27 protein-coding genes are annotated in these 26,441 nt (G+C 40.7%); 15 read left to right on the top strand and 12 right to left on the bottom strand.

Translation table 11 applies throughout. From position 1 onward, the window contains the following. Nucleotides 1-10 precede the first annotated feature (10 nt). Nucleotides 11-370, top strand: a complete 360-nt coding sequence (locus tag B7721_RS07465) for a hypothetical protein (RefSeq protein ID WP_049490647.1) — start codon at nt 11-13, stop codon at nt 368-370. 41 nt (nt 371-411) lie between these two features. On the opposite strand, the gene B7721_RS07460 is transcribed toward B7721_RS07465, so the two are convergent. From B7721_RS07460 to coaB, 3 genes are read right to left on the bottom strand one after another with little or no spacing between them, the layout of a single operon-like run. Beyond that, the gene (locus tag B7721_RS07460; RefSeq protein WP_001042718.1) at nt 412-975 is read right to left on the bottom strand and encodes an ECF transporter S component; all 564 of its coding nucleotides are present in this window, start codon (nt 973-975) and stop codon (nt 412-414) included. Further along, nucleotides 959-1,510 (bottom strand): phosphopantothenoylcysteine decarboxylase, encoded by a 552-nt coding sequence (coaC, locus tag B7721_RS07455; protein ID WP_084878345.1) that lies wholly within the window; start codon nt 1,508-1,510, stop codon nt 959-961. The genes B7721_RS07460 and coaC overlap by 17 nt, the downstream gene beginning before the upstream one ends. Nucleotides 1,511-1,521: 11 nt before the next feature. Next, on the bottom strand, nt 1,522-2,211 hold the full coding sequence (gene coaB / locus B7721_RS07450; protein WP_084878343.1) for a phosphopantothenate--cysteine ligase: 690 nt from the start codon (nt 2,209-2,211) through the stop codon (nt 1,522-1,524). A gap of 228 nt (nt 2,212-2,439) precedes the next feature. On the opposite strand from coaB, the gene B7721_RS07445 reads away from it, so the two are divergent. The 3 genes from B7721_RS07445 to radC all read left to right on the top strand — a co-directional run bounded on the left by B7721_RS07445 (nt 2,440) and on the right by radC (nt 7,308). Further along, entirely contained in the window at nt 2,440-4,110 is a 1,671-nt protein-coding gene (locus B7721_RS07445) for a formate--tetrahydrofolate ligase (protein WP_084878341.1), read from the top strand. Nucleotides 4,111-4,293: 183 nt separating this feature from the next. Next, on the top strand, nt 4,294-6,585 hold the full coding sequence (gene pcrA, locus B7721_RS07440) for a DNA helicase PcrA (RefSeq protein ID WP_084878339.1): 2,292 nt from the start codon (nt 4,294-4,296) through the stop codon (nt 6,583-6,585). Nucleotides 6,586-6,627: 42 nt separating this feature from the next. Further along, nucleotides 6,628-7,308 (top strand): RadC family protein, encoded by a 681-nt coding sequence (gene radC / locus B7721_RS07435; RefSeq protein WP_084878338.1) that lies wholly within the window; start codon nt 6,628-6,630, stop codon nt 7,306-7,308. Here radC and B7721_RS07430 read toward each other — a convergent pair. From B7721_RS07430 to B7721_RS07400, 7 genes are all read right to left on the bottom strand, one after another. Next, nucleotides 7,305-7,994: a gamma-glutamyl-gamma-aminobutyrate hydrolase family protein gene (locus tag B7721_RS07430; protein ID WP_084878336.1), complete on the bottom strand. Its 690-nt coding sequence runs from the start codon at nt 7,992-7,994 to the stop codon at nt 7,305-7,307. The genes radC and B7721_RS07430 overlap by 4 nt on opposite strands. Before the next feature lie 15 nt (nt 7,995-8,009). Next, nucleotides 8,010-8,651 carry a redox-sensing transcriptional repressor Rex gene (locus B7721_RS07425; RefSeq protein ID WP_084878334.1) on the bottom strand — a complete coding sequence of 214 codons (642 nt, stop codon included), beginning with the start codon at nt 8,649-8,651 and terminating at the stop codon, nt 8,010-8,012. 82 nt (nt 8,652-8,733) lie between these two features. Next, nucleotides 8,734-8,949 carry a DUF4649 family protein gene (locus B7721_RS07420; protein WP_000286093.1) on the bottom strand — a complete coding sequence of 72 codons (216 nt, stop codon included), beginning with the start codon at nt 8,947-8,949 and terminating at the stop codon, nt 8,734-8,736. A 6-nt stretch (nt 8,950-8,955) separates the two neighbouring features. After that, entirely contained in the window at nt 8,956-9,303 is a 348-nt protein-coding gene (locus B7721_RS07415; RefSeq protein ID WP_000863526.1) for a DUF1831 domain-containing protein, read from the bottom strand. 4 nt (nt 9,304-9,307) lie between these two features. Continuing rightward, nucleotides 9,308-10,423 (bottom strand): cysteine desulfurase family protein, encoded by a 1,116-nt coding sequence (locus B7721_RS07410; RefSeq protein WP_084878332.1) that lies wholly within the window; start codon nt 10,421-10,423, stop codon nt 9,308-9,310. A gap of 9 nt (nt 10,424-10,432) precedes the next feature. After that, on the bottom strand, nt 10,433-11,392 hold the full coding sequence (locus B7721_RS07405) for a ribose-phosphate diphosphokinase (protein ID WP_001283843.1): 960 nt from the start codon (nt 11,390-11,392) through the stop codon (nt 10,433-10,435). Nucleotides 11,393-11,503: 111 nt separating this feature from the next. Further along, a complete protein-coding gene (locus B7721_RS07400) occupies nt 11,504-12,073 on the bottom strand; it encodes a CYTH domain-containing protein (RefSeq protein WP_084878331.1) in 570 nt (189 codons plus the stop codon). A 128-nt stretch (nt 12,074-12,201) separates the two neighbouring features. Between B7721_RS07400 and B7721_RS07395 the strand changes: the two genes are divergently transcribed. The 9 genes from B7721_RS07395 to B7721_RS07355 all read left to right on the top strand — a co-directional run bounded on the left by B7721_RS07395 (nt 12,202) and on the right by B7721_RS07355 (nt 20,625). After that, a complete protein-coding gene (locus B7721_RS07395) occupies nt 12,202-12,873 on the top strand; it encodes a GTP pyrophosphokinase (protein ID WP_000151555.1) in 672 nt (223 codons plus the stop codon). Next, complete coding sequence (locus B7721_RS07390; protein ID WP_000799063.1) at nt 12,857-13,675, top strand: NAD kinase; 819 nt, start codon at nt 12,857-12,859, stop codon at nt 13,673-13,675. The genes B7721_RS07395 and B7721_RS07390 overlap by 17 nt, the downstream gene beginning before the upstream one ends. Continuing rightward, nucleotides 13,672-14,568 (top strand): RluA family pseudouridine synthase, encoded by an 897-nt coding sequence (locus B7721_RS07385; RefSeq protein ID WP_084878329.1) that lies wholly within the window; start codon nt 13,672-13,674, stop codon nt 14,566-14,568. The genes B7721_RS07390 and B7721_RS07385 overlap by 4 nt, the downstream gene beginning before the upstream one ends. A gap of 43 nt (nt 14,569-14,611) precedes the next feature. Then, nucleotides 14,612-15,586, top strand: a complete 975-nt coding sequence (gene pta, locus B7721_RS07380) for a phosphate acetyltransferase (RefSeq protein WP_084878327.1) — start codon at nt 14,612-14,614, stop codon at nt 15,584-15,586. Nucleotides 15,587-15,668: 82 nt separating this feature from the next. Next, entirely contained in the window at nt 15,669-16,847 is a 1,179-nt protein-coding gene (mutY, locus tag B7721_RS07375) for an A/G-specific adenine glycosylase (protein ID WP_084878325.1), read from the top strand. 56 nt (nt 16,848-16,903) lie between these two features. Next, nucleotides 16,904-17,611, top strand: coding sequence for a response regulator YycF (gene yycF, locus B7721_RS07370; protein ID WP_000722058.1), 708 nt, complete (start codon nt 16,904-16,906; stop codon nt 17,609-17,611). Beyond that, nucleotides 17,604-18,953, top strand: coding sequence for a cell wall metabolism sensor histidine kinase VicK (vicK, locus tag B7721_RS07365; RefSeq protein ID WP_084878323.1), 1,350 nt, complete (start codon nt 17,604-17,606; stop codon nt 18,951-18,953). Before yycF ends, vicK begins: the two co-directional genes overlap by 8 nt. Nucleotide 18,954: 1 nt before the next feature. Continuing rightward, on the top strand, nt 18,955-19,764 hold the full coding sequence (locus B7721_RS07360; RefSeq protein ID WP_001290612.1) for an MBL fold metallo-hydrolase: 810 nt from the start codon (nt 18,955-18,957) through the stop codon (nt 19,762-19,764). Nucleotides 19,765-19,851: 87 nt separating this feature from the next. After that, nucleotides 19,852-20,625 carry a potassium channel family protein gene (locus tag B7721_RS07355; protein WP_084878322.1) on the top strand — a complete coding sequence of 258 codons (774 nt, stop codon included), beginning with the start codon at nt 19,852-19,854 and terminating at the stop codon, nt 20,623-20,625. Nucleotides 20,626-20,662: 37 nt separating this feature from the next. Here the strand turns inward: B7721_RS07355 and traF are convergent, their stop codons facing one another. Both traF and B7721_RS07345 read right to left on the bottom strand, forming a co-directional pair. After that, nucleotides 20,663-21,010, bottom strand: a complete 348-nt coding sequence (traF, locus tag B7721_RS07350; RefSeq protein ID WP_084878320.1) for a conjugal transfer protein TraF — start codon at nt 21,008-21,010, stop codon at nt 20,663-20,665. A gap of 111 nt (nt 21,011-21,121) precedes the next feature. Further along, nucleotides 21,122-22,840 carry a phospho-sugar mutase gene (locus B7721_RS07345; RefSeq protein ID WP_084878318.1) on the bottom strand — a complete coding sequence of 573 codons (1,719 nt, stop codon included), beginning with the start codon at nt 22,838-22,840 and terminating at the stop codon, nt 21,122-21,124. A gap of 385 nt (nt 22,841-23,225) precedes the next feature. Between B7721_RS07345 and B7721_RS07340 the strand changes: the two genes are divergently transcribed. Both B7721_RS07340 and B7721_RS07335 read left to right on the top strand, forming a co-directional pair. Beyond that, entirely contained in the window at nt 23,226-24,380 is a 1,155-nt protein-coding gene (locus tag B7721_RS07340; protein ID WP_084878316.1) for a DUF4352 domain-containing protein, read from the top strand. 77 nt (nt 24,381-24,457) lie between these two features. Beyond that, nucleotides 24,458-26,359: an ABC-F family ATP-binding cassette domain-containing protein gene (locus B7721_RS07335; RefSeq protein ID WP_084878315.1), complete on the top strand. Its 1,902-nt coding sequence runs from the start codon at nt 24,458-24,460 to the stop codon at nt 26,357-26,359. Nucleotides 26,360-26,441: the final 82 nt, after the last annotated feature.

Raw genomic sequence — 26,441 nt, 5'->3', positions numbered from 1 at the left:
AGAAAATGTGATGATACTTTTTGTTTACCTAATAGTGGTAATCGTGATGATGTCAAAACAGAAAAGTGAAGGGAAAGTAGTCTCAGGTTGGACTCGTTTCCTAGTTTATAGTTTATTAGTCCTTTCGCTACTCTCTCTATTAGCAAGTAGCTTGGCTGTTTCACTTTTTAGCCTTCCTTTATTAGGTTTTCTTTTGATGGCAGCAATACTCGAAATTGCTTATTTCGTCAGATTGGTGATTGCATTTGGTTTGGTTTTACTATCTCTAACCCTATATTTGGATAGTCAGAAAAGCCAGCAACCTACCCCTCTTTCGTATCATCTCCTGCGCTTTGGCTTTCACATTCTATTGATGTTTCTCATGTTTTAAATGCTAAACTCCACCTTCAGGACGAAAGTGGAGTTGTTTTTTTATTTCTTCAGAGTTTCGAGACGTGGGACAATCGCTACAGTTAGGATAGCTGAGATAATCAATTCAGCGATTGAGTTTGTAGAAATAACGGTTGCTAGGAGTTTTTGGATATTGCCGTCGAAGACATTTCCAAAAAGGAAGAAGATTCCCCCAAGGACAAAGACGGTGTTGGTAAGGGAACCAAGGGCACCAGCTAGGATTAGCCCAGTTTTATTTTTCATCAGTTTATAGACCAAGTAAGGTGTCAGACCGATCAAAATGCGAGGGACAATAGCGATAATCGCAGAATAGATGTTTCCGTTCGGTACGAATGGAGAAAAGAGGTAGCTGGTTGGAAGGATGGTAATCGTGTTTACCGTTAAGCTTAGCAGTCCCATCAAGAAACCAAGTGTAACACCAACTCGTGGGCCGTAAATGATACTAGCAATGATTACTGGAATATGAACGATAGTTGGTTTAATTGGAAATGGGAAAAGATTAAATAGGAGAGAGCTCAAAAAGTGGATAACGAGCATAACTGCAAAAAAGATAGCAATTGGGGCAATGTTAGAGCGTTTGTTCATCGAGGGTTTCCTTTATTCTTTCTAATATAGTATTCAGGTCAGCTAGGGCGCCTTTGCCGTGATCGCCACAGGCTAGTAGAGATTCTTTTGGAGAGATAATCTGATAACCATAGGTCTCTAATGTTTTTAGGTTAGCCTGAGTTGCCGGATGGTCATACATCTTTGTATTCATGGCTGGTGCGACTAACTTTTTGACGTGGTCTGGCAGGGCAAGTGCTGTACTTGTCACCATGTTGTCCGCAAATCCATGGGCTAACTTTGCGATGGTATTAGCAGTAGCTGGGGCTACAATAAAAAGGTCAGTTCTTTTGCCTAGTTCGATATGATTGACTTGATCAGGATAAGGTTCCTTCATGACATCAAGGTGGACAGGATTTTGAGAGAGGATCTGTAGTGTCAACGGTTGGATAAACTCTCTCGCTGCCTCAGTCATTAAGACAGTGACCTGATGGCCCTGTTTCTTCAAGGAACTGACTAGATCAGCTGCTTTATAGGAGGCAATGGAACCTGTCACTGCGATGAGAATATTTGCCATGGCTTTCCTTTCTATGAATCGTATGCTTGAATTTTTTTAAGGAGGAGGTTTGCGATTTCCTCTTTGGTTTGAACGGTTTGGAGTTCCTCTTTCTCAACAAAGATTGCTTGATGCTGGTTTGCTGAAATTTGAGTCAGGTCATTTGCAATGATCAAGTCTGCTTGGTTCTTGATAAGACTCTTTCGTGCGATCTTAATGAGATAATCCTCAGAGACATCAACCAATAGTTTGAAACCAATCAGATGAATGGCAGGGTTCCATTCTTTGACCAAAGAGATGATTTTGGGTGTTTTTTTCAGGAATAAGACCTGAACCTCATCAGTTGAAGAAATCTTCGCTTGATGATTCTGCTTGCTTAAAAATTCTTCTAAATTAGAGCTAGCCTGAACTTCCTCAAGTCCCGTCATATAAACAGGTGTGTAGTCAGACACAGCCATTGAGTGGATTAAGACCCGATATTCCTTAACAAGTTCTTGCATCACAACTAGAAGGTCGTTGGTATTGTCAATTTCTCGAATGCTTAGGTTGGGATGAGCTTCTGGCTTAAGAGCTCGTTTTGTCGTTATCAAACAAACTTCATGCCCTGCAGCAAGCAAGGTTTCTGTGATGATTTTTCCTAAACGACCTGTAGAATGGTTAGTAATAGAGCGGACACTATCGATAGCTTCACTGGTACCGCCCGATGTGACTAAAATTTTCATAGCACTATTGTACACAAAAATAAACAGTAAGTAAAATGAAAGCGATAAAATTTTGCTAAAACAAAGCTACACTATAGTTTATAACTATAAAGCCATATAAAATTTTTAAAAGAGCCCTAAAAATCTTGAAATTCAGGATATTTACGAACGTTTAGAGAGTTTATGGATGTTAAAAATCTTGTTTTGTGTTATAATGAATTATCACATTAGAGGTTAGAGGAGTTTTGAATGAAAACAGATATTGAAATCGCACAGAGTATTGAGTTAAAACCAATCGTGGATGTTGTTGAGAAATTGGGCATTTCTTACGATGATTTGGAATTGTATGGAAAGTACAAGGCTAAGCTCAGCTTTGACAAAATTCGTGCAGTTGAGAGCAATCCAGTTGGTAAATTGATCTTGGTTACTGCCATCAATCCAACACCTGCAGGTGAAGGGAAATCAACTATTACCATTGGTCTGGCAGACGCCTTGAACAAGATTGGCAAGAAAACTATGATTGCTATTCGCGAACCGTCTCTTGGCCCAGTAATGGGGATTAAGGGTGGTGCAGCCGGTGGTGGTTATGCCCAAGTGTTGCCAATGGAGGACATCAACCTTCACTTTACCGGGGATATGCATGCCATTACAACAGCCAACAATGCTCTTTCAGCCTTGATTGACAATCACTTACACCAAGGGAATGAGTTGGGTATTGACCAACGTCGTATCCTCTGGAAACGTGTTGTGGACTTGAATGACCGTGCCCTTCGTCATGTGACCGTTGGACTTGGTGGTCCTCTAAACGGTATTCCACGTGAGGATGGTTTCGATATTACCGTCGCTTCTGAAATTATGGCCATTCTTTGCTTGGCGACTGATATTGAAGATTTGAAAAAGCGCTTGGCTAGCATCGTTATTGGCTATCGCTATGACCGTACACCAGTTACTGTTGGTAATTTACAGGTTGAGGGAGCTTTAGCATTGATTTTGAAAGATGCTATCAAACCGAACTTGGTTCAGACAATTTACGGTACACCTGCCTTTGTACATGGTGGTCCATTTGCCAATATCGCTCACGGATGTAACTCTGTTTTGGCAACAAGCACAGCCCTTCGCTTGGCTGATTATACTGTTACTGAAGCTGGTTTTGGGGCAGACCTTGGTGCTGAGAAATTCCTTGACATCAAGACGCCAAACTTGCCAACATCTCCAGATGCAGTTGTCATCGTCGCAACCCTTCGTGCCCTTAAGATGAATGGTGGCGTAGCTAAGGACGCTTTGACAGAGGAAAATGTAGAAGCAGTTCGTTCAGGTTTTGCTAACTTGAAACGCCACGTTGAGAACATCCGTAAGTTCGGTATTCCAGCAGTTGTAGCTATCAATGAATTTGTTTCTGATACAGAGGCTGAAATCGCAGCCTTGAAGGAACTTTGTACCTCAATCGATGTACCAGTAGAATTGGCTAGTGTCTGGGCTGATGGCGCAGAAGGTGGTGTAACACTTGCCGAAACACTTGTCAAGACAATCTCTGAAAATCCAGCCAACTATACTCGTCTTTATGACAATGACCTTTCTGTCCAAGAAAAGATTGAAAAGATTGTTACTGAAATCTATCGCGGTACAAAAGTCAACTTTGAGAAGAAAGCTCAAACACAAATCGCTCAAATCGTTCAAAATGGTTGGGATAAATTGCCAATCTGTATGGCTAAAACTCAGTACAGTTTCTCTGATAATCCAAATGCACTTGGAGCTCCAGAAAACTTTGAAATTACCATCCGTGAATTGGTACCAAAATTAGGTGCAGGCTTCATCGTTGCCCTAACTGGTGATGTCATGACCATGCCAGGCCTTCCAAAACGTCCAGCCGCTCTTAATATGGATGTGGAAAGTGATGGAACTGTTCTAGGCTTGTTCTAGTATATTGTAATTGAATTAAAATGAGTTTGGAAAAGCTTTCCAGGCTCATTTTCTTGTCTAGATATGGGAGTTGTCTTCAGCTGATGAGAGAAGTGTCTTCTACAAGCAATCAGTCTAGCTAAAGATATTTTCTCTGATTTCTGATATAATAGAAACATTGACTTCAAGAGTAAGGAAGAGAAAATGAACGCATTATTGAATGGAATGAATGACCGTCAGACAGAGGCGGTGCAAACGACAGAAGGACCCTTGTTAATCATGGCTGGTGCTGGTTCTGGAAAGACTCGAGTTTTGACTCACAGAATCGCCTACTTGATTGATGAAAAGATGGTCAATCCTTGGAATATCTTGGCCATTACCTTTACCAATAAGGCGGCGCGTGAGATGAAGGAGCGTGCCTATGGCCTCAATCCAGCTACTCAGGACTGTCTGATTGCGACCTTTCACTCCATGTGTGTTCGTATTCTACGTCGTGATGCGGATCATATTGGCTACAACCGGAATTTTACTATTGTGGATCCTGGTGAACAGCGAACCCTCATGAAACGCATTCTCAAGCAATTAAACTTGGATCCTAAAAAATGGAATGAACGGACTATTTTGGGAACCATTTCCAATGCTAAGAATGACCTAATTGATGATGTGGCTTATGCTGCTCAAGCTGGTGATATGTATACGCAAATCGTAGCTCAGTGTTATACAGCTTATCAAAAGGAGCTTCGTCAGTCTGAGTCCGTTGACTTTGATGATTTGATTATGCTGACCCTGCGTCTCTTTGATCAAAATCCTGATGTCTTGACCTACTATCAGCAGAAGTTCCAGTACATTCATGTTGATGAGTACCAAGATACCAACCATGCCCAGTATCAATTGGTCAAACTCTTGGCTTCACGCTTTAAAAACATCTGCGTGGTCGGTGATGCAGACCAATCTATCTATGGTTGGCGTGGGGCTGATATGCAGAATATCTTGGATTTCGAGAAAGATTATCCTCAAGCCAAGGTAGTTTTGCTAGAGGAAAATTACCGTTCAACCAAAACCATTCTCCAAGCAGCCAATGACGTCATCAAAAACAATCAAAATCGCCGCCCCAAGAATCTCTGGACCCAGAATGCTGATGGGGAGCAAATCGTTTATTATCGAGCAAATGACGAACAAGACGAGGCTGTTTTTGTAGCCAAAACCATCGATGAACTTGGTCGTAGTCAAAACTTCCTCCACAAGGATTTTGCAGTTCTTTATCGGACTAATGCACAATCCCGTACTATTGAGGAAGCCCTGCTCAAGTCCAATATTCCTTATACTATGGTTGGAGGGACTAAGTTCTACAGCCGTAAGGAAATCCGTGACATTATCGCCTACCTCAATCTCATTGCCAATCTGAGTGACAATATCAGTTTTGAGCGCATTATCAACGAGCCTAAACGCGGAATTGGCCCAGGAACCGTTGAGAAAATTCGCGGCTTTGCTAATATGCAAGACATGTCTATGCTGGATGCTTCAGCCAATATCATGTTATCAGGAATCAAGGGGAAGGCAGCACAGTCAATTTGGGACTTTGCCAATATGATTTTGGATTTGCGAGAAAAACTGGATCAATTAACTATCACCGAGCTGGTTGAGGCTGTTCTAGAAAAAACAGGTTATATCGATATTCTCAATGCCCAAGCGACCTTAGAAAGCAAGGCTCGGGTTGAAAATATCGAGGAATTTCTATCTGTTACCAAGAATTTTGACGACAATCCTGATAGTCAAGAAGAGGAAACAGGTTTGGACAAACTCAGTCGTTTCTTGAATGACCTTGCCCTGATTGCGGATACGGACTCTGGTAGTCAGGAAACATCGGAAGTGACCTTGATGACCTTGCACGCAGCTAAGGGACTTGAGTTCCCAGTTGTCTTTATCATTGGGATGGAGGAAAATGTCTTTCCACTTAGCCGTGCAGCTGAGGATCCTGATGAACTGGAAGAAGAACGCCGTTTGGCCTATGTCGGTATTACACGCGCAGAAAAGATCCTTTATCTGACCAATGCTAACTCTCGCTTGCTTTTTGGGCGTACCAACTACAATCGTCCAACTCGTTTTATCAATGAAATCAGTTCGGACTTGCTTGAGTATCAAGGCTTGGCTCGACCAGCGAATACTAGCTTTAAGGCTTCTTATAGCAGTGGTGGGATTGCTTTTGGTCAAGGTATGAGCTTAGCTCAGGCCCTTCAAGAACGGAAACGCAATGCTGCACCAAGCTCTATCCAGTCAAGTAGTCTCCCATTTGGACAGTTTGCGTCCGGAAATAAAAAAGATTCGACTGATACAAGTTGGTCTATTGGAGATATAGCACTTCACAAGAAATGGGGAGAGGGAACGGTCCTTGAAGTTTCAGGTAGCGGTGATACTCAGGAATTGAAAATCAATTTCCCAGAAGTCGGTCTGAAAAAACTCTTAGCCAGCGTTGCCCCAATTGAGAAAAAAATCTAATTTTTCATCCTCCTCACGAATAATAAAGTGAGGAGGATTTTTATGTACAGTATTTCATTTCAAGAAGATTCACTCTTACCTAGAGAAAGACTAGTTAAAGAAGGAGTAGAGGCTCTGAGCAATCAAGAATTACTAGCTATTCTGCTCAGAACGGGAACGCGTCAGGCAAATGTCTTTGAAATTGCCCAAAAAGTCTTGAATAGTCTTAACAGTCTAACCGATTTGAAAAAAATGACCCTGCAGGAATTGCAGAGTCTGTCTGGTATAGGGCGAATAAAAGCCATTGAACTACAAGCAGTGATTGAACTGGGACATCGTATTCACAAACATGAAACCCTTGAGATGGAAAGTATTCTCAGTAGTCAAAAGCTAGCCACGAAAATGCAACAGGAACTTGGCGACAAAAAACAAGAGCACCTAGTGGCGCTCTATCTCAATACTCAAAATCAAATCATTCATCAGCAAACTATTTTTATCGGATCTGCGACACGCAGCATTGCTGAACCTAGGGAAATCCTTCACTATGCCATCAAGCATATGGCGACTTCTGTTATTTTAGTCCACAATCATCCATCAGGCGCAGTAGCACCTAGCCGAAATGATGATCATGTAACCAAGTTAGTCAAGGAAGCCTGTGAACTAATGGGACTGGTATTTCTGGATCATCTGATTGTCTCGCATTCTGACTACTTTAGTTACCGTGAAAAGACGGATCTGATTTAGAGTTCGTTAACAACATAGTCAAATAGCGTTTTATCTTTGGGGCGGTTTTCAAAGAGAAATTCAGGATGCCATTGGACACCAAGATAAGGGAAGCCGTCCGTAGTTGTCACAGCCTCAATGATTCCATCTTTAGGATCATGTGCTACAACCTTAAGATTTGAAGCTAGATCTTTAATGCTCTGGTGGTGGAAGGAGTTGATGTGAGAGATTTCTCCATAGATTTCACGGAGAATGGTATCAGGTTCCGTTACGAGGCGTTGGGTCGTGTATTCGGCTGAACAGTCCTGCCAATGATCCTCGATATCTTGGTGAAGCGTGCCTCCCATGGCGACATTGAAAAGTTGAGTACCCCGACAAACAGAGAAAATTGGCTTCTTTTGCTTAATCGCTTCTTTGATAAGTGCTAGTTCAAAAATATCTCTTTGAAGGTGATAGTCATCACTATCAATAGCCTTTGGTTCACCATAGTATTTTGGATCAACGTTTTGCCCACCCGTTAGGATGAGCTTATCAATGATACTGATGTAATAGGCAGCCATTTCTTGATCACCAATTGGTAGGATGATTGGAATTCCGCCAGCGTCCCTGACTCCTTCAACAAAGCCTTTTGCAGCATAGCTCATCATGATGTCATCATCTGGATGAGCTTTTTCATTTCCTGTAATCCCAATAACTGGTTTATTCATACATGCTTTCGCTTTCTAATCCTCTTTCCGCATAAAATAGAGGAGGGTTTGGAGTTCACTTGTCAAATCAACGTACTGAACGACCACATCTTTTGGAAGGTGCAAGTGGATAGGAGAAAAACTGAGAATGCCTTTTACACCAGCATCTACCAAGAGGTTGGCTACTTCTTGGGATTTGACACTTGGAACAGTTAGGATAGCAGTTTTAACATCTGCGTCCTTGATCTTTTCCTTGATTTGAGATATACCATAGATGGGAATCCCGTCAGCAGTCTGAGTGCCGACTTCAGGATGGTCATCCAGGTCAAAGGCCATGATAATCTTCATCTTGTTGCGCTCGTGGAAGCGGTAGTGGAGAAGGGCGTGCCCCATATTACCAATCCCAACCAACATAACATTGGTGATGGAGTTATCATTTAGGAGATCAGCAAAAAAATTCATCAATTTTTTGACATCGTAACCAAAACCACGACGACCTAGTTCACCAAAATAGGAAAAATCCCGACGAACGGTCGCAGAATCAATACCGATAGCCTCTGCAATTTGCTTGGAGTTGGCACGTTCGATTTTTTCTGCATGAAATCTCTTGAAAATTCGATAGTAAAGAGAGAGTCTTTTTGCTGTTGCTTTTGGAATAGCAGACTGTTTATCTTTCACAAAATCACAACCTTTCTATTCTTCTATTTTATAGAAACATTGTGAAAAAATCAACAAAAATAAGAAAAAACTAAGAAATTTCTTAGTTTTTATCTGAAAAATGAGCTTGTGATAGAAAACGGTAAAGGTCGCCAACTAATCCTTGATAAATCACCTTATCATTCAGCGTTAAGGAGCTGATTAGGAGAGTATCAGGTAGGGTCACACAGCCTGATAGAGATAACATGAGCTCTTCGTAATCCTTATATTCAAGTGTACGTTCTACGTGATAGTTATCTTGATAGGTAAGTCGATACATAGTCAATTATCTTTCTTCTTTAGTGAAGATACCGCGTTCTACTAAACTGTCCATGAGGAAGTAGAATTTCTCCTGATGAATGTGATGGTCTTCTGATTTAAAGATATTCACCAAACGAAGGCCAGACTTGTCAGTGATGTTGAGTTTAGCACCTGTAAGGTCTTTGTTGATGATGATTTTTAGCTTGAAACCTTCACCGCTGTTGGGTACTTTCTCAAGTAAACGAGTCAGTTCGTAGTTTCCAACTTTTGTTTCAAAGAAAGTATTGTCTTTCAGTGTGAACTTTTTGACAGTTGGGCTAAGTGTGTAGTCGTAGCGGCAGTTTTGTAGTTTAATGGTTTTTTCGAATGCCATTAGTTTAATCTCCTATAATATTTTTTAAGGTTTGTGCGAGTTGTTTCAGTTCTTCCTCAGTATTAAGAGGAGAGAGACTGATACGGACAGATTCTTTCAATCGATGTGAATCTGGTCCATAAAATGCTTCAAGCACATGACTGGTTTGCACAATACCAGCAGTACAAGCCGAACCGGTAGAAATTGAAATTCCTTCAAGATCTAACCGAAGTAAAAGTAAATCATTTTTCTGACCAGGAAAACCGATATTTAAAACATAAGGCAGTTGGTCTTGACTTTCATTGAGATAGTAGTCTAAATCAGCAATCTCTTCTAGAAAAACTGTTTTAAGGGAACTTAGTTTTTGGTAGTGCTCAACTTGGTCATTTAAATCCTCTTTGAGAGCAGCGACCATGCCTACAATGGCAGCGAGATTTTCTGTTCCAGCACGTTTCTTTTGTTCTTGGTCTCCACCGTGAAGGTAGGAATCAAAGTCCTCGGAAGAGGTGTAAAGAAAGCCGACTCCTTTTGGTCCATGGAATTTGTGGGCAGAAGCGCTGAGGAAATCAATTCCTAACTCCTCTGGATGGATAGGAATTTTCCCAATAGCTTGAACAGCATCTACATGATATGCAGCAGGATGATCTTTTAAAATACGTCCAATCTCAGCGATAGGTAAGAGACTTCCTGTTTCATTATTAGCATACATGGTGGAAACGAGAATGGTATCGTCACGTAAGGCTTTTTGAATTTGCTGGGCAGTTATTTCTTGATTTACTGGTTGGATGATGGTCGCTTCAAAACCAAAATGTTGTACCAGATAATCGATAGTCTCAAGCACAGAATGGTGTTCAATAGCTGTCGTGATGATATGTTTTCCACGATTTTGATGACGGAGACAATAGCCGATAATGGCTGTATTGTTACTTTCTGTACCGCCAGATGTAAAAAAGATATGTTGAGGTTTGGTTCCTAGTAAGAGGGCTAAGTCCTGACGAGCTTCTCGCAAGAGTTTGCCAGCCTGCCGACCATGACTATGAATACTAGAAGGATTACCATGAGTTTCTTGCATGACCTTGGTCATTTCAGAAATAGCTACTGCTGACATAGGAGTCGTAGCAGCATTGTCCAAATAAATCAAAGAATCACCTTATTTCTTTTTGTTGTAAGCAAAGAGTGGGCTGACTGGTTTTCTTTCATGGATGCGGACGATAGCATCACCAATTAATTCGCTAGCAGTAATGTAACATACATTTTCTGGAGTTCTTTCTTTGGTTGCTACTGAGTCCGTCACGAGGATTTCTTTGATGTTTGTAGCGTCAAGAAGATCTGCGGCACCTTCAACAAATAAACCGTGACTGGATACTGCATAAATCTCAGTTGCGCCTTCACGTTCAACGATTTTGGCTGCTTCAGAGAATGTACGACCAGTATTTAGGATGTCGTCAATCAAGATAGCCTTTTTGCCTTCAACATCCCCAATGATATAGCCTTCGTTACGATCAGAATCATCTTGGGCGTAGTCAATGATAGCGATAGGAGCATCAAGGTATTCAGCCAAACTACGTGCACGTTTAACACCAGAGTTCTTTGGACTAACAACAACAACATCAGAGCCAAGAAGTCCTTTATCACAGTAGTGCTTAGCAAATAGAGGAACAGTATAAAGATTATCTACAGGAATGTCAAAGAAACCTTGGACCTGAACAGCATGGAGGTCAAGCGTTAGAACACGGCTTACACCAGCTTTGACAAGCATATTGGCAACTAGTTTTGCAGTGAGGGGTTCGCGAGAAGAAGCGATACGATCTTGACGCGCATAACCAAAGTAAGGAAGGACAACGTTGATACTATGAGCACTTGCACGTACACAAGCATCAACCATGATTAATAATTCCATCAAGTGGTTGCTAACGGGGTAGCTGGTTGACTGGATGATGTAAACATCGTAACCACGGACACTTTCTTCGATGTTGACCTGGATTTCTCCGTCAGAAAATTGACGAGAGGATAATTTCCCGAGAGGTACACCAACTGTATCCGCAATCTTTTGAGCGATTTCATGGTTAGAGTTTAGGGTGAAAAGTTTCATGTTGTTTCTATCTGACATTATAGACCGTCCTCTGTAAACTTTGTGAATCTTCTTTGCGAAAGTTTTGTTTTTCAAAGCCAGATTCTTTTATTTTTATCTTTTCTATTTTACCAAAAAAAGGAGATTATTTCAGCATTTTTTCATGCTTTTAATAAAACGAATTAATTTTGATGGAGCTTTCTGATAAGTTATCTGATTTTCATCTAAAAATCTCTGAAAATCTTCTTTCCCTTTTTCATGGTCGGTGACTTCAAGCTCGAGTTCATAGTCCGTCTGGTCAAAGTAGTGACTTTCATCTAAGGCCATTAAGCCAATTCCTGTTTTCGTTTCGTAACGAAGAGTTGAAAGGCAGCCTAGAACAAACCAGTCATGACTTTCGATGCCAATCTTAGAGAGCTTCTCTAGAACGAGCCCTTGAGGTAGTTTTTGTTTTTCTAGGTATGATTCAGCTTCTGGAAGAGTTAGTTTCTGATTGTATTCCATATTTCCTACAGTTTGAGGCACTTTCAAGGTCAATTCCGCCCAATCTGAAAAGGTGCGAATGCGCATGGCAACCTTCTTTTCACGCAATTGGAAATCTGGTGTGTCAATGTAGTAGTTCTTCTGAAGAACGGGTTGGATATGGGAAAACTGTTTTTTTAGATGATCATATTCCTCTTTTTTCAGAAGTGTTTTCAATTCTATTTCTAAATGTTTCATTTTTTCAACCTTTTCTATATCTTTGAAAGCGATTTATGGTATAATGGACAATGTATTTATTGTATACGAATGTACTGAAAAAATCAAAGATTTTCGACAGAGCAATCAAACATTACAAGGGAGAAAGTATGACCATAGAATGGGAAGAATTTTTAGATCCTTACATTCAGGCTGTTGGTGAATTGAAGATCAAACTTCGGGGAATTCGCAAACAGTATCGTAAGCAAAACAAGCATTCTCCGATTGAGTTTGTAACGGGTCGGGTAAAACCGATTGAAAGTATCAAAGAAAAAATGGCTCGTCGAGGAATTACTTATGCAAGTCTAGAACATGATCTGCAAGATATTGCGGGTTTACGTGTCATGGTTCAGTTTGTTGATGACGTTAAAGAGGTAGTTGAGATTCTACGTAAACGCCAAGATATGAGAGTCGTTCAGGAACGAGACTATATCACTCATCGTAAGGCTTCGGGCTATCGTTCTTATCACGTGGTTGTTGAGTACACGGTTGATACGATCAACGGAGCGAAGACGATTTTGGCGGAAATTCAAATACGGACTTTAGCCATGAATTTCTGGGCCACAATTGAACACTCGCTCAATTATAAATACCAGGGCGATTTTCCAGAAGAAATCAGGAAAAGACTGGAAATCACTGCCAAAATAGCCTATCAACTAGATGAAGAAATGGGTAAGATTCGTGATGATATCCAGGAAGCGCAGGCTCTCTTTGATCCATTGAGCAGAAAATTAAACGATGGTGTAGGAAATAGTGACGATACAGATGAAGAATACAGGTAAACGAGTTGACCTCATAGCAAATAGAAAACCTCAGAGTCAGAAGGTTTTGCATGAGCTGAGGGAAAAACTAAAGAAACAACATTTTATACTGAACGATACCAATCCTGATATCGTCATTTCCATTGGTGGCGACGGGATGCTTTTGTCTGCCTTTCACAAGTATGAGAATCAGTTAGACAAGGTTCGATTTGTAGGTGTTCATACAGGGCATTTGGGATTTTACACAGATTATCGTGATTTTGAGTTGGATCAATTGGTGACCAATCTTTTACTAGACACTGGTGCCAAAGTTTCCTATCCAGTCTTGAATGTTAAGGTAACGCTTGAAAATGGGGAAGTGAAAATCTTCCGTGCTTTAAATGAAGCCAGTATCCGTCGATCAGACCGGACCATGGTTGCGGATATTATCATTAACCACGTTCCGTTCGAGAGATTTCGTGGAGATGGAGTGACTGTTTCAACGCCGACGGGAAGTACTGCCTACAACAAGTCCTTGGGTGGAGCTGTCTTGCATCCTACCATTGAAGCCTTGCAGTTGACGGAGATAGCGAGTCTTAACAACCGAGTCTATCGTACTTTGGGATCATCGATCATTATTCCCAAAAAAGATAAGATTGAACTTTTGCCGACACGCAATGATTACCACACGATATCAGTCGATAACAGCGTCTATTCATTCCGTAATATAGAACGGATTGAGTATCAAATTGACCATCATAAGATTCACTTCGTAGCGACTCCAAGCCACACTAGTTTCTGGAATCGTGTCAAAGATGCCTTCATCGGCGAGGTGGATGAATGAGGTTCGAATTTATCGCAGATGAGCATGTCAAAGTCAAGACCTTCCTCAAGAAACACGAGGTTTCTAAGGGACTTTTGGCTAAGATTAAGTTTCGAGGTGGGGCTATTTTGGTCAATGGCCAACCTCAAAATGCAATCCATCTCTTAGATATTGGAGATAGGGTGACTATTGATATTCCAGCGGAGGAAGGCTTTGAAACGTTGGAAGCAATTGAGCGTCCACTGGATATTCTCTATGAGGATGACCATTTTCTGGTTTTGAATAAGCCTTATGGAGTGGCTTCCATCCCCAGTGTCAATCACTCCAATACCGTTGCTAATTTTATCAAGGGCTACTATGTCAAGCAAAACTATGAAAACCAGCAAGTTCACATCGTGACTAGGCTTGATAGAGATACATCTGGTTTGATGCTTTTTGCCAAGCACGGCTACGCTCATGCACGTTTAGACAAGCAACTGCAACGAAAGTCTATCGAGAAACGCTACTTTGCTTTGGTTAAAGGAGCTGGTGTCTTGGAGCCTGAAGGGGAGATTATCGCCCCGATTGCGCGTGATGAAGATTCCATTATCACGAGACGGGTTGCAAAAGGTGGGAAATACGCCCATACATCTTACAAAGTTGTCGCGTCTTATGGAAATATTCACCTAGTTGATATTCGCCTGCATACTGGACGAACTCATCAGATCCGAGTGCATTTTTCTCATATCGGTTTTCCTTTGTTGGGAGACGATTTGTATGGTGGTAGTCTGGATGATGGTATCCAACGTCAGGCTCTGCATTGCCATTATTTATCTTTTTATCATCCTTTTCTAGAGCAAGATTTGCAATTAGAAAGCCCCTTACCGGATGATTTCAGCAATCTTATTACTCAGTTATCAACTAATACTCTTTAAAAATTGTTTGGAGTATAATTTATTTTCTTAAAGGAGAAAACTCATGGAAGTTTTTGAAAGTCTCAAAGCCAACCTAGTTGGCAAAAATGCTCGTATCGTTCTCCCTGAAGGGGAAGAGCCACGTATTCTTCAAGCGACAAAACGCTTGGTAAAAGAAACAGAAGTGATTCCTGTTTTGCTCGGAAACCCTGAAAAAATTAAAATTTATCTCGAAATCGAAGGGATCATGGATGGTTATGAAGTGATTGATCCCCAACATTATCCTCAATTTGAAGAAATGGTTGCTGCCTTGGTAGAGCGTCGTAAGGGCAAAATGACTGAAGAAGAAGCGCGCAAAGTTTTGGTTGATGATGTCAACTACTTTGGTGTGATGCTAGTCTACTTGGGCTTGGTTGACGGTATGGTATCTGGTGCGATTCACTCAACTGCTTCAACAGTTCGCCCAGCCCTACAAATCATTAAAACTCGTCCAAATGTAACTCGTACGTCAGGTGCCTTCCTCATGGTTCGTGGTACGGAACGTTATCTATTTGGAGACTGTGCAATTAACATCAATCCAGATGCAGAAGCCTTGGCTGAAATTGCTATCAACTCAGCAATCACAGCTAAAATGTTTGGTATTGAGCCTAAAATTGCTATGCTAAGTTATTCTACTAAAGGTTCAGGCTTTGGTGAAAGTGTTGATAAGGTAGTGGAAGCTACTAAAATTGCTCACGACTTGCGCCCTGACCTTGAGATTGATGGTGAATTGCAATTTGACGCTGCCTTTGTTCCTGAAACTGCAGCTCTAAAAGCTCCAGGAAGTAACGTAGCTGGTCAAGCAAATGTCTTTATCTTCCCAGGTATCGAAGCAGGAAATATCGGTTACAAGATGGCTGAGCGCCTTGGTGGTTTTGCGGCTGTCGGACCTGTTTTACAAGGTTTGAACAAACCTGTTAACGACCTTTCTCGTGGATGTAATGCAGATGATGTGTACAAGTTGACTCTTATCACAGCAGCTCAAGCAGTTCATCAATAAGATTTAGTCCTCTTTCCCATGGGAAGAGGCTTTTTAGTACTGAGAAAAGGACAGTTAGAAGCTTCTATGTTATACTAGATATATGTTAGATTTGAAAGAATACGGTATCGTCATGTGGCCGGAGGAGAAGATTATTTCTTTTCGTGAAAAACTCCTCAACTGGTATGATGAAAACAAGCGAGATTTGCCTTGGCGGAGAAGTAAAAATCCTTATCACATCTGGGTATCTGAAATCATGCTTCAGCAGACCAGAGTGGATACAGTTATTCCATACTACGAACGATTCTTGGACTGGTTTCCAACTGTTGAAAGTCTGGCGAATGCCCCTGAAGAGCGTCTGCTGAAGGCTTGGGAGGGATTGGGCTATTATTCACGAGTGCGCAATATTCAGGCTGCAGCTCAGCAGATTATGACTGACTTTGGGGGGCAATTTCCAAATACCTATGAAGGAATATCTTGCCTGAAAGGGATTGGCCCTTACACTGCGGGAGCTATTTCCAGTATCGCTTTTAATTTGCCTGAGCCAGCGGTTGATGGCAATGTCATGCGGGTTTTGGCACGCTTGTTTGAGGTTAATCATGATATCGGAGTTCCCAGCAATCGCAAAATTTTTCAGGCAATGATGGAAATCTTGATTGACCCGAAACGACCAGGTGACTTTAACCAAGCTCTGATGGATTTAGGGTCTGACATAGAGGCTCCAGTTAACCCTCGACCAGAAGAAAGCCCTGTTAAGGACTTTAGCGCAGCCTATCAGAATGGCACCATGGGTCGTTATCCGATTAAAGAACCCAAGAAAAAGCCTCTCCCAATTTATCTCAAGGCTTTAGTTGTACGCAATGACCGTGGTCAATATCTACTTGAGAAAAATGAAAGCGAGAAACTACTAGCCGGTTTTTGGCACTTCCCCTTGATCGAAGTTGATGATTTCTCAAGTGATGACGTTCAGCTAGATCTCTTTTCACAAGTCAAAGAGGAAAGCAGAGCATTTGGACCAAGCCCTCAAGAAAACTTTGAGCAGGATTATGATTTAGAAGTGAATTGGTCCCAGCAAGTATTTGACCAGGTCAAGCATGTATTTAGTCATCGGAAATGGCATATTCAAATCCTAGCTGGTCAGGTGACAGAAACAAAGCAGTTTTCGGACAGAGAAATTCGTTGGGTTTCTCCTCAGGAGTTTTCTGATTATCCACTTGCGAAACCTCAACAAAAAATTTGGCAGGCTTATAAAACAAGTTTTGAAGATGAAGGCTTACAGTAGCCATTTGTGCCTTCTTTGCATTTTTTTGTTATAATAGATAGAGAAAAGGTGATAAAATGAAAAAAATATTAATTGTAGATGATGAGAAACCAATCTCAGATATTATTAAGTTTAATATGGCCAAGGAAGGTTATGAAGTTGTAACAGCCTTCAATGGTCGTGAGGCAATCGAGCTATTTGAAGCTGAGCAACCAGATATTATTATCCTCGACTTAATGCTACCTGAAATTGATGGTTTAGAAGTTGCTAAAGCTATTCGTAAGACTAGTAGCGTGCCGATTATCATGCTATCAGCTAAGGATAGCGAGTTTGACAAGGTTATTGGTTTAGAGTTAGGTGCAGATGATTATGTTACAAAACCTTTCTCAAACCGTGAGTTGCAGGCTCGTGTCAAGGCTCTGCTTCGTCGTACAGACCTGGTTTCTGTGGATAGCCAAGAGTCTGATGAGAAGAAAACGCAGCCTTTACAAATTGGTGATTTGGAAATCGTTCCAGATGCTTACGTGGCTAAGAAATATGGTGAGGAATTAGATTTAACCCACCGTGAGTTTGAACTCTTGTATCACTTGGCCTCTCATATTGGACAAGTGATTACACGTGAACACTTGCTTGAGACTGTATGGGGTTATGACTATTTTGGTGATGTTCGTACTGTGGACGTGACCATTAGACGCTTGCGTGAGAAAATAGAAGACACTCCAAGTCGTCCAGAGTACATTCTCACACGTCGTGGTGTTGGATACTATATGAGAAATAATGATTGAAGATATTAGACAAACTATTCTGACCAGCGATTTTATCTTTATCCTGATTTTACTTGGCTTTATCCTGGTGGTGACCTTGCTCTTACTGGAAAATCGTCGGGATAATATCCGTCTGAAGGAGATAAATCAAAAGGTTAAGGACTTGATTGCAGGTGATTATTCTCAAGTTTTGGACTTGCAAGGAAGTACAGAAATCACCAATATCACCAATAATCTGAACGATTTGTCAGAAGTTATTCGTTTGACCCAAGAAAATCTGGAACAAGAGAGTAAACGATTGAACAGTATTCTTTCTTATATGACAGATGGCGTTCTTGCAACCAATCGCCGTGGCCAGATTACCATGATCAACGATATGGCCAAGAAACAGCTCGGTGTGCAGAAAGAAGATGTTCTGAATAAAAGCATCCTCGAATTGCTTAAGATAGAAGATGAGTATGAGCTGCGTGACCTGATTACACAGATTCCTGAGTTGACGATTGACTCCCAGGATGTGAATGGTGAATACCTAAGCCTTCGTGTACGTTTTGCTCTGGTTCGTCGTGAGTCAGGTTTCATCTCTGGTTTGGTTGCCGTTTTACATGATACGACCGAGCAGGAGAAGGAAGAGCGTGAGCGAAGACTCTTTGTTTCGAACGTGAGTCACGAGTTGCGAACTCCTTTGACCAGTGTTAAATCTTATCTTGAAGCCTTGGACGAGGGAGCCCTGTATGATCCTGTTGCTCCTGATTTTATCAAGGTTTCACTCGATGAAACCAACCGTATGATGCGGATGGTAACAGATCTCTTGCATCTCTCTCGTATTGATAATGCGACAAGTCAGCTAGATGTTGAATTGATTAATTTTACAGCATTCATCACCTTTATTCTCAACCGCTTTGATAAGATGAGAAGTCAGGATGACGAGAAAAAATATGAGCTTGTTAGAGATTACCCTATTAACTCAGTTTGGATCGAGATTGATACCGATAAGATGACTCAGGTGATTGATAATATTCTTAACAATGCTATCAAGTACTCACCAGATGGTGGGAAAATTACTGTCAGCATGAAAACTACGGATGACCAGATGATCTTGTCAATTTCTGACCAAGGTCTTGGGATTCCAAAACAAGATTTACCGAAGATTTTCGACCGTTTTTATCGTGTGGATCGTGCAAGGAGTCGTGCTCAAGGTGGAACTGGTCTGGGTCTGGCTATCGCGAAAGAAATCATCAAACAACACAATGGCTTTATTTGGGCAAAAAGCGAATACGGTAAGGGCTCAACCTTTACCATAGTGCTCCCTTATGATAAGGATGCCGTAAAAGAAGAAATATGGGAGGACGAAATAGAAGACTAGAATGAGTGAAAAAGGCTTTAAATACAGTATTTTAGCATCAGGTTCCAGTGGAAATTCCTTTTATCTGGAAACGCCAAAAAAGAAAATCTTAGTGGATGCAGGCTTGTCTGGTAAGAAAATTACCAGTCTCTTGAGTGAAATCAATCGTAAGCCTGAAGATTTGGATGCGATTTTGATTACGCATGAACACTCGGATCATATCCATGGAGTGGGAGTTCTAGCTCGTAAATATGGTATGGACCTTTACGCCAATGAAAAAACTTGGCAGGCTATGGAAAATAGCAAGTACCTCGGTAAGGTGGATTCATCGCAGAAACACATTTTTGAAATGGGAAAAACCAAAACTTTTGGCGATATCGACATCGAGAGTTTTGGTGTTAGCCATGATGCAGTAGCACCCCAGTTTTACCGATTTATGAAAGACGACAAGAGCTTCGTCATGTTGACCGATACAGGTTATGTTAGTGATCGTATGGCTGGGATTGTCGAAAATGCTGACGGTTATCTCATCGAGTCCAACCACGACGTAGAAATCTTGCGAGCAGGATCTTATGCTTGGCGACTCAAACAACGAATCCTATCGGATCTCGGTCACCTTTCCAACGAGGACGGTGCTGAAGCCATGATTCGTGCAATGGGAAATCGGACTAAGAAAATCTATCTTGGGCATTTATCGAAAGAGAACAATATCAAGGAGCTGGCTCATATGACTATGGTCAATCAGTTAGCCCAGGCTGATCTGGGAGTCGGAGTAGACTTTAAGGTTTATGATACCTCACCAGATACTGCAACACCATTAACAGATATATAAAAAAGAAGGCGAGTGCCTTCTTTTGTTTTGTACTTTATCAGGGTTTTAGTGTGGTATAATGATAAAAATAACTAAAGGAGTAGTAGTGTGAAGAGAAAATGGTTATTAAAGGATTACTATGACACAACGATTATCATTCTTGCATTGATATCCGTTGTCCTTGTTTTGCTTGGATTTGCTGAGATGATTGATTTGGATAATCCACCCTATAGTATTATTGACTTACTACTTTGGTTTATCTTTGCGGTGGATTATGGTTGGCGGTTTTTTTCAAGTAAAGAAAAATGGAGATTTATACTTGAAAATATCTTCGATTTGCTAGCTATCCTTCCTTTGAATGCTATTTTTACAGTATTTCGCTTAGGGCGTATCTTCCGCTTAACAAGGCTGACAAAATTACTGAAACTAACTCGTCTTTTAAGAGTCGTTGGATTGACTGGCAAGTTGGAAAAAAAGGTTGGAAAACTCTTACGAACAAATGGCTTACTTTATATTTTCTATCTCAATTCCTTTATTGTACTGGTAGGTAGTTCAATTTTATCTGTTGTTGAAGAAAAATCATTCTCAGATAGTCTTTGGTGGGCGCTTGTGACTGTAACGACTGTTGGTTATGGAGATATTGTTCCTGCGTCGATTTTTGGAAAGTGGTTAGCTGTTTTACTAATGCTTGTTGGTATTGGCACAATAGGGATGTTAACGAGTGCCTTGACAAACTTTTTTGTAAAGGATAATCCAGATGAGCAGATAAAGCTTGATAAACTCCAAGACGAATTAATAACTCAAAGGATATTACTAGAGAAACAATCTGAAAAGATAGAAGAACTGCATAGAATGATGCAAGTCTTGCTTGAAAAAAAGTAATTTAGACCATACAAAAACCACTCGACGAGTGGTTTTTTTACAATCCTGCAAATTCTTTGATTTCTTGTGCTGACATTGAAGAGTCGCAACGGACCTTGATTTGTCCATCTGCAACGTGGACAAAACCTGGCACAGTTGGAATTCCATAACGTGAGCGGAATTCTTGCAATTCATTGAGTTGACTTGGTTCTTCACTGTTGATGAAGTAGATGTGGGCTTTAGTTTCAGCTACGACACCTGCCAATGTGCCTGCAAATTTACGGCAGTAAGGGCAAGTTTTGCGACCAATAAAGAAGATTGCAGTTTCTTTTTTATCAAGAGCTTCTTGCGCACGCGCAACTGTAGTGACTTCAAGGTCTTTGATGTTTTCTAAAAATTGTTCCATGAGATTACCTCGCTTTCATTGATAAGTCTAGTATGCCATAAAGTTTCTAAAAATGCTTAGATTTGATACGAAAAAAAGATGAGATTGGTTGGTCTCATCTTTTATAATTTCTTATTTTACAAACGCATTGATTTCCGCTTCGATGTTAGCGATTTTAGCTTGTGATTCTTCGTTGGTTTCACCTACAACTGCAATGTAGAACTTGATTTTTGGTTCAGTACCTGAAGGGCGAACTGCAATCCATGAACCGTCAGCAAGTGTATATTTCAAAACATCACTTGGAGGAGTTGTCAAGTTTGTAACAGTTCCGTCAGCAGCAGTAGCAGTTTGAGCCTTGAAGTCTTCTACGACAGTGATATCTGTTGCGTTCCATTCTTTTGGAGCATTGTTACGGAACTTAGCCATGATTTCCTTGATTTGTTCTGCACCATCAACACCAGAAAGGGTAACAGAGATAGTCTTTTCAGCGTAGTAGCCGTATTCTTTGTAGATTTCTTCGATACCGTCAGCAAGTGTCAAACCACGTGAACGATAGTAGGCAGCAAGTTCAGCAACGACAAGAACGGCTTGGATTGCATCTTTATCACGTACAAATGGTTTGATCAAGTAACCGAAGCTTTCTTCAAATCCCATCATGTAAGTGTGATTGTGTTTTTCTTCGAATTCTTGGATTTTTTCAGCGATAAATTTGAAACCTGTCAAAACGTTGAACATAGTTGCGCCGTAGCTTTCAGCAATCTTCGTTACCAAGTCAGTTGATACGATTGATTTGCAGAGAGCAGCATTTTCAGGAAGAGTTCCAGCATTTTTGTGGGCTTCCAAGATGTATTTAGCCATGATAGCGCCGATTTGGTTACCTGAAAGGTTGAGGTAGCTTCCATCTTTTTGAAGAACTTCAACACCAACACGGTCAGCGTCAGGGTCAGTTGCAACAAGCACATCTGCACCAACTTGACGACCAAGTTCTTCAGCAAGGGCGAAGGCTGCTTGGCTTTCTGGGTTTGGAGATTTTACAGTTGAGAAGTCAGGATCAGCAGTTGCTTGTGCTTCAACAACTTGAACAGAGTCAAATCCTGCTTGAGCAAGAGCACGACGAGCCAACATTTCACCCGTACCATGAAGTGGTGTGTAGACAATCTTCATGTCTTTACCGAATTCTTCAATCAAGGTTGGGTTGATGTTTACGTCCTTAACTTCTTTAAGGTATTCTGCATCAACAGCTTCGCCGATAACTTCAATCAAGCCAGAAGCTTTTTCAGCTTCGACATCAGCAACTTCCACAGCGAATGGATTTTCGATTGCACGAATATAAGTAGTCAAAGCGTCCGCGTCATGTGGAGGCATTTGTCCACCGTCTTCTCCATAAACCTTGTAACCGTTAAATGGAGCAGGATTGTGACTGGCAGTAATCATGATACCTGCAAAACAGTTGAGGTGACGAACTGCAAATGAGAGTTCTGGAGTTGGACGGAGGCTTTCAAATACGTAAGATTTGATACCGTGTTTAGCAAGAACTGCCGCAGATTCAAAGGCAAACTCAGGTGAGAAGTGACGGCTATCGTAGGCAATTGCCACACCACGTTCTTTTTCATTTCCACCTTTTGACTCAATCAAACGAGCCAAACCTTCAGTCGCTTGACGGACAACATAGATATTGATACGGTTAGTACCAGCTCCAATCAATCCACGCATACCAGCAGTACCAAATTCAAGATTGGTATAGAAGGCGTCTTCCTTTGTCTTTTCGTCCATGTTTTCCAAATCTTGACGAAGGTAGTCTGGAAGTTCAGCAAAATCAAGCCATTTTTGATAGTTTTCTTGGTAAGTCATTGAGCGTCTCCTTTATTGTAAATTGTTTTAATCGGTTTCATTATACCATGATTTAGGATTTTAGTAAAACGGTAGCATAGGCGCTATTAATCGAATCGAGCTTTTTTCAATTCCCTAAAAAAGGATAAACAAGAGTTTATAACTAAACGGTTTCAGATTGAATTCCTAATAAATTTAGAAAAATATATAGAAAAAGTTTTCAAAGAAAGAACGTGACTTCCTATTGATTCTCTAAGATGATGCTTCTATACTTAAAATAATTTTTTGGAAAATTTTAAGCTATTATTCTATAATTTTAAGTTTTTTTTAAAAGGTTCGGTTTCTATTTTGAATTTTATTATCGCTATGGTAGAATATAGTAAATAATAAAAGGAGATATTCTATTATGAAAAAAATTCTTAAGCATTCTGCTTTGCTGGTATCAGCTTTAGCACTTGTTGCTTGTGGATCAACAAAGAAGGCAAGCGACAATGGTACTGCCTCAAACTCCAACTTTGAAGTATCTGTTAAAGATGGGATGTTTGTATTGCCTAAAGATGAAGATTCATCTTCAAGCTACCTTGCTCTTCAAGTAGAAATCAAAAACAACCGTGATAAAAAGTTCAGTTTCACTAGCCGTGATATCACCCTTTACAATGAAAAGGATGAAAAATTAGAACCAATTCAAATCTATGAAAGCGACAGCAAAACTAAATTCATGTCTTATGGAGATAGTATCTCTAAAGGTAAGAGTGTAGCTGGTTATGTTGTTTATGAAGTAGACAAAGATGCTAAATATGAGCTTCATTTTGCACCTAGCTTCTACGAAGACATCAAAGAGGACTCTAAAAAGAATAACGACGTAGCTATCAAAGTTGATCCAAGCCAATACGAGGATCACATTGATGAAGCTAAAGAAGTAATGAAGAAATATGTTGATGCCGTTTACCTTAATGGAGAAAGCTCTGGTGGCGGAACCAACCTAAGCACATCTGATAACAAGGCTCAAATCGTATCCCTTGCTGATGATAAAAAATCTTCTGATGGTGATGCTGAATTTACAAACGATGTGAAGGCTGATAGAGAAGAATTTATCAAGAAATTTGTAGAATCATTCGGAAAAGGTTTCTATAACTACAAACCTTCAGATGCCGAGCTTCGTACATTTGCTGAGGCGTATATCAAAGCAAACTCTAAACGAGCAAAAATTGATTACAAAGTTAAAACATACTTGCCTGATTACGCTGTTATCTATGTAAGACCTGAAACGATTGACTTGGACAACTTGAATGTCTATGAATTGAGCAGTAAATTCTATGATGAAAACAAAGGTAAGTACAGCAGCTACTCAGAGGCTATGAAAGCCGGTGAGAAGTACATCTTAGAAAACGCACCAAGCCAATTTGAATCTACTCCTCTAGATACTAGTGATAGTATGAGAAAAGAGGGATATGAAATCAAAATGACGAAGAAAGATGGTAAATGGACCATTGATACCTCTTCTAAGAATTACGACTTAAACGATATGGCTCGCACATTCCGTGGAGGCATTGGATATTAAGCTAAAAAGTTCGAGTGTTAACTCGAACTTTTTTCATTGCAATTGTCTAAAATTGAAAAAGATAGTAAAATAGAGTTATGATTATTTTACAAGCCAATAAAATTGAACGTTCTTTTGCAGGAGAGGTTCTTTTTGATAATATCAATCTGCAGGTAGATGAACGCGATCGGATTGCCCTCGTTGGAAAAAATGGGGCAGGAAAGTCTACTCTTTTGAAGATTTTAGTTGGAGAAGAGGAGCCAACTAGAGGAGAAATCAATAAGAATAAAGACATCTCTCTTTCCTACCTAGCCCAAGACAGCCGATTTGAGTCTGAGAATACCATTTACGACGAAATGCTCCATGTCTTTGATGATTTACGGCGTACGGAGAAACAACTGCGTCAGATGGAGTTGGAGATGGGTGAAAAGTCTGGTGCTGAGTTGGATAAACTGATGGCGGATTATGACCGTTTGTCAGAAAATTTCCGTCAAGCAGGTGGCTTCACCTACGAAGCAGATATCCGCGCTATCTTGAATGGTTTCAAGTTTGACGAGTCTATGTGGCAGATGAAAATTGCTGAGCTTTCAGGTGGTCAAAATACTCGTCTGGCTCTGGCCAAAATGCTCCTTGAAAAACCAAATCTCTTGGTCTTAGACGAGCCGACCAACCACTTGGATATTGAAACCATTGCCTGGTTGGAAAATTACCTAGTCAACTACAGTGGCGCTCTCATCATTGTTAGTCACGACCGTTATTTCTTGGACAGGGTTGCAACAATAACGCTCGATTTGACCAAGCATTCTTTGGATCGCTATGTGGGGAATTACTCTTGTTTTGTTGAGCAAAAAGAGCAAAAACTGGCAACCGAAGCTAAAAATTATGAAAAACAACAGAAGGAAATCGCTGCTCTGGAAGATTTTGTTAATCGCAATCTAGTAAGAGCTTCGACAACTAAGAGAGCCCAATCTCGTCGCAAACAACTGGAAAAAATGGAGCGCTTGGATAAGCCTGAATCTGGGAAGAAATCAGCTAATATGACTTTCCAGTCTGAAAAAACATCTGGTAATGTTGTCCTAACAGTTGAAAATGCAGCCATTGGTTATGATGGAGAAATACTCTCTGAGCCAATCAATCTGGACCTTCGTAAAATGAATGCTGTTGCCATCGTTGGACCAAACGGCATCGGGAAGTCAACCTTTATCAAGTCTATTGTGGATCAGATTCCCTTTATCAAAGGAGAGAAGCGTTTTGGAGCAAATGTTGAGGTTGGTTACTATGACCAGACTCAAAGCAAGTTAACACCTAATAATAGTGTTCTGGATGAACTTTGGAATGACTTTAAATTAACACCAGAGGTTGAAATCCGTAATCGCCTTGGAGCCTTCCTTTTCTCAGGAGATGATGTTAAGAAATCAGTTGGCATGCTGTCTGGTGGTGAACGCGCTCGTTTGTTACTTGCCAAACTTTCTATGGAAAACAACAACTTTTTAATTCTTGATGAGCCGACCAACCACTTGGATATTGACAGCAAGGAAGTGCTAGAAAATGCCTTGATAGACTTTGACGGAACCCTTCTTTTCGTCAGTCATGACCGTTACTTTATTAATCGCGTAGCAACTCATATACTGGAATTATCTGAAAATGGTTCGACTCTCTATCTAGGAGATTACGACTACTATGTTGAGAAGAAGGCAGAATTAGAAGTGAGTCGAGCTGAGGAACCTTTTACTAGCAATCAAGCAAAAGAAGCAAGTCCTGTTAATGACTACCAAGCTCAGAAAGAAAGTCAGAAAGAAGTCCGCAAGCTCATGCGACAAATTGAAAACTTGGAGGCTGAAATCGAAGAGCTAGAAAGTCAAAGCCAAACTATCTCTGAACAAATGTTGGAAACCAACGATGCTGAAAAACTCATGGAATTGCAGACTGAACTGGACAAAATCAACCATCGTCAGGAAGCGGCTATGCTTGAGTGGGAAGAATTATCGGAGCAGTTGTAAGAAATTTTCTTATTTTTTGATAATCTTGTTATATTTTCAGCCCTTCTCCATTGTGAGGAGGGCTTGGTTTGTGGTAAAATGG

This window comes from Streptococcus oralis subsp. oralis, from assembly GCF_002096445.1.
GTDB classification, from domain to species: domain Bacteria; phylum Bacillota; class Bacilli; order Lactobacillales; family Streptococcaceae; genus Streptococcus; species Streptococcus oralis_N.
Note: the sequence above shows the minus strand (reverse complement) of the source record. Positions and strands in the feature narration are given on the sequence as shown.

Coding starts and splice junctions, on each gene's coding strand:
- B7721_RS07460 (WP_001042718.1), bottom strand. CDS start 975: ATGAACAAACGCTCTAACATTGCCCCAATTGCTATCTTTTTTGCAGTT.
- B7721_RS07430 (WP_084878336.1), bottom strand. CDS start 7,994: ATGAATAAACCAGTTATTGGGATTACAGGAAATGAAAAAGCTCATCCA.
- traF (WP_084878320.1), bottom strand. CDS start 21,010: ATGGAACAATTTTTAGAAAACATCAAAGACCTTGAAGTCACTACAGTT.
- B7721_RS07445 (WP_084878341.1), top strand. CDS start 2,440: ATGAAAACAGATATTGAAATCGCACAGAGTATTGAGTTAAAACCAATC.
- pta (WP_084878327.1), top strand. CDS start 14,612: ATGGAAGTTTTTGAAAGTCTCAAAGCCAACCTAGTTGGCAAAAATGCT.
- coaC (WP_084878345.1), bottom strand. CDS start 1,510: ATGGCAAATATTCTCATCGCAGTGACAGGTTCCATTGCCTCCTATAAA.
- B7721_RS07405 (WP_001283843.1), bottom strand. CDS start 11,392: ATGTCAGATAGAAACAACATGAAACTTTTCACCCTAAACTCTAACCAT.
- mutY (WP_084878325.1), top strand. CDS start 15,669: ATGTTAGATTTGAAAGAATACGGTATCGTCATGTGGCCGGAGGAGAAG.
- yycF (WP_000722058.1), top strand. CDS start 16,904: ATGAAAAAAATATTAATTGTAGATGATGAGAAACCAATCTCAGATATT.
- B7721_RS07420 (WP_000286093.1), bottom strand. CDS start 8,949: ATGTATCGACTTACCTATCAAGATAACTATCACGTAGAACGTACACTT.
- B7721_RS07415 (WP_000863526.1), bottom strand. CDS start 9,303: ATGGCATTCGAAAAAACCATTAAACTACAAAACTGCCGCTACGACTAC.
- radC (WP_084878338.1), top strand. CDS start 6,628: ATGTACAGTATTTCATTTCAAGAAGATTCACTCTTACCTAGAGAAAGA.
- B7721_RS07395 (WP_000151555.1), top strand. CDS start 12,202: ATGACCATAGAATGGGAAGAATTTTTAGATCCTTACATTCAGGCTGTT.
- B7721_RS07400 (WP_084878331.1), bottom strand. CDS start 12,073: ATGAAACATTTAGAAATAGAATTGAAAACACTTCTGAAAAAAGAGGAA.
- B7721_RS07340 (WP_084878316.1), top strand. CDS start 23,226: ATGAAAAAAATTCTTAAGCATTCTGCTTTGCTGGTATCAGCTTTAGCA.
- vicK (WP_084878323.1), top strand. CDS start 17,604: ATGATTGAAGATATTAGACAAACTATTCTGACCAGCGATTTTATCTTT.
- coaB (WP_084878343.1), bottom strand. CDS start 2,211: ATGAAAATTTTAGTCACATCGGGCGGTACCAGTGAAGCTATCGATAGT.
- pcrA (WP_084878339.1), top strand. CDS start 4,294: ATGAACGCATTATTGAATGGAATGAATGACCGTCAGACAGAGGCGGTG.
- B7721_RS07360 (WP_001290612.1), top strand. CDS start 18,955: ATGAGTGAAAAAGGCTTTAAATACAGTATTTTAGCATCAGGTTCCAGT.
- B7721_RS07335 (WP_084878315.1), top strand. CDS start 24,458: ATGATTATTTTACAAGCCAATAAAATTGAACGTTCTTTTGCAGGAGAG.
- B7721_RS07390 (WP_000799063.1), top strand. CDS start 12,857: ATGAAGAATACAGGTAAACGAGTTGACCTCATAGCAAATAGAAAACCT.
- B7721_RS07385 (WP_084878329.1), top strand. CDS start 13,672: ATGAGGTTCGAATTTATCGCAGATGAGCATGTCAAAGTCAAGACCTTC.
- B7721_RS07345 (WP_084878318.1), bottom strand. CDS start 22,840: ATGACTTACCAAGAAAACTATCAAAAATGGCTTGATTTTGCTGAACTT.
- B7721_RS07465 (WP_049490647.1), top strand. CDS start 11: ATGATACTTTTTGTTTACCTAATAGTGGTAATCGTGATGATGTCAAAA.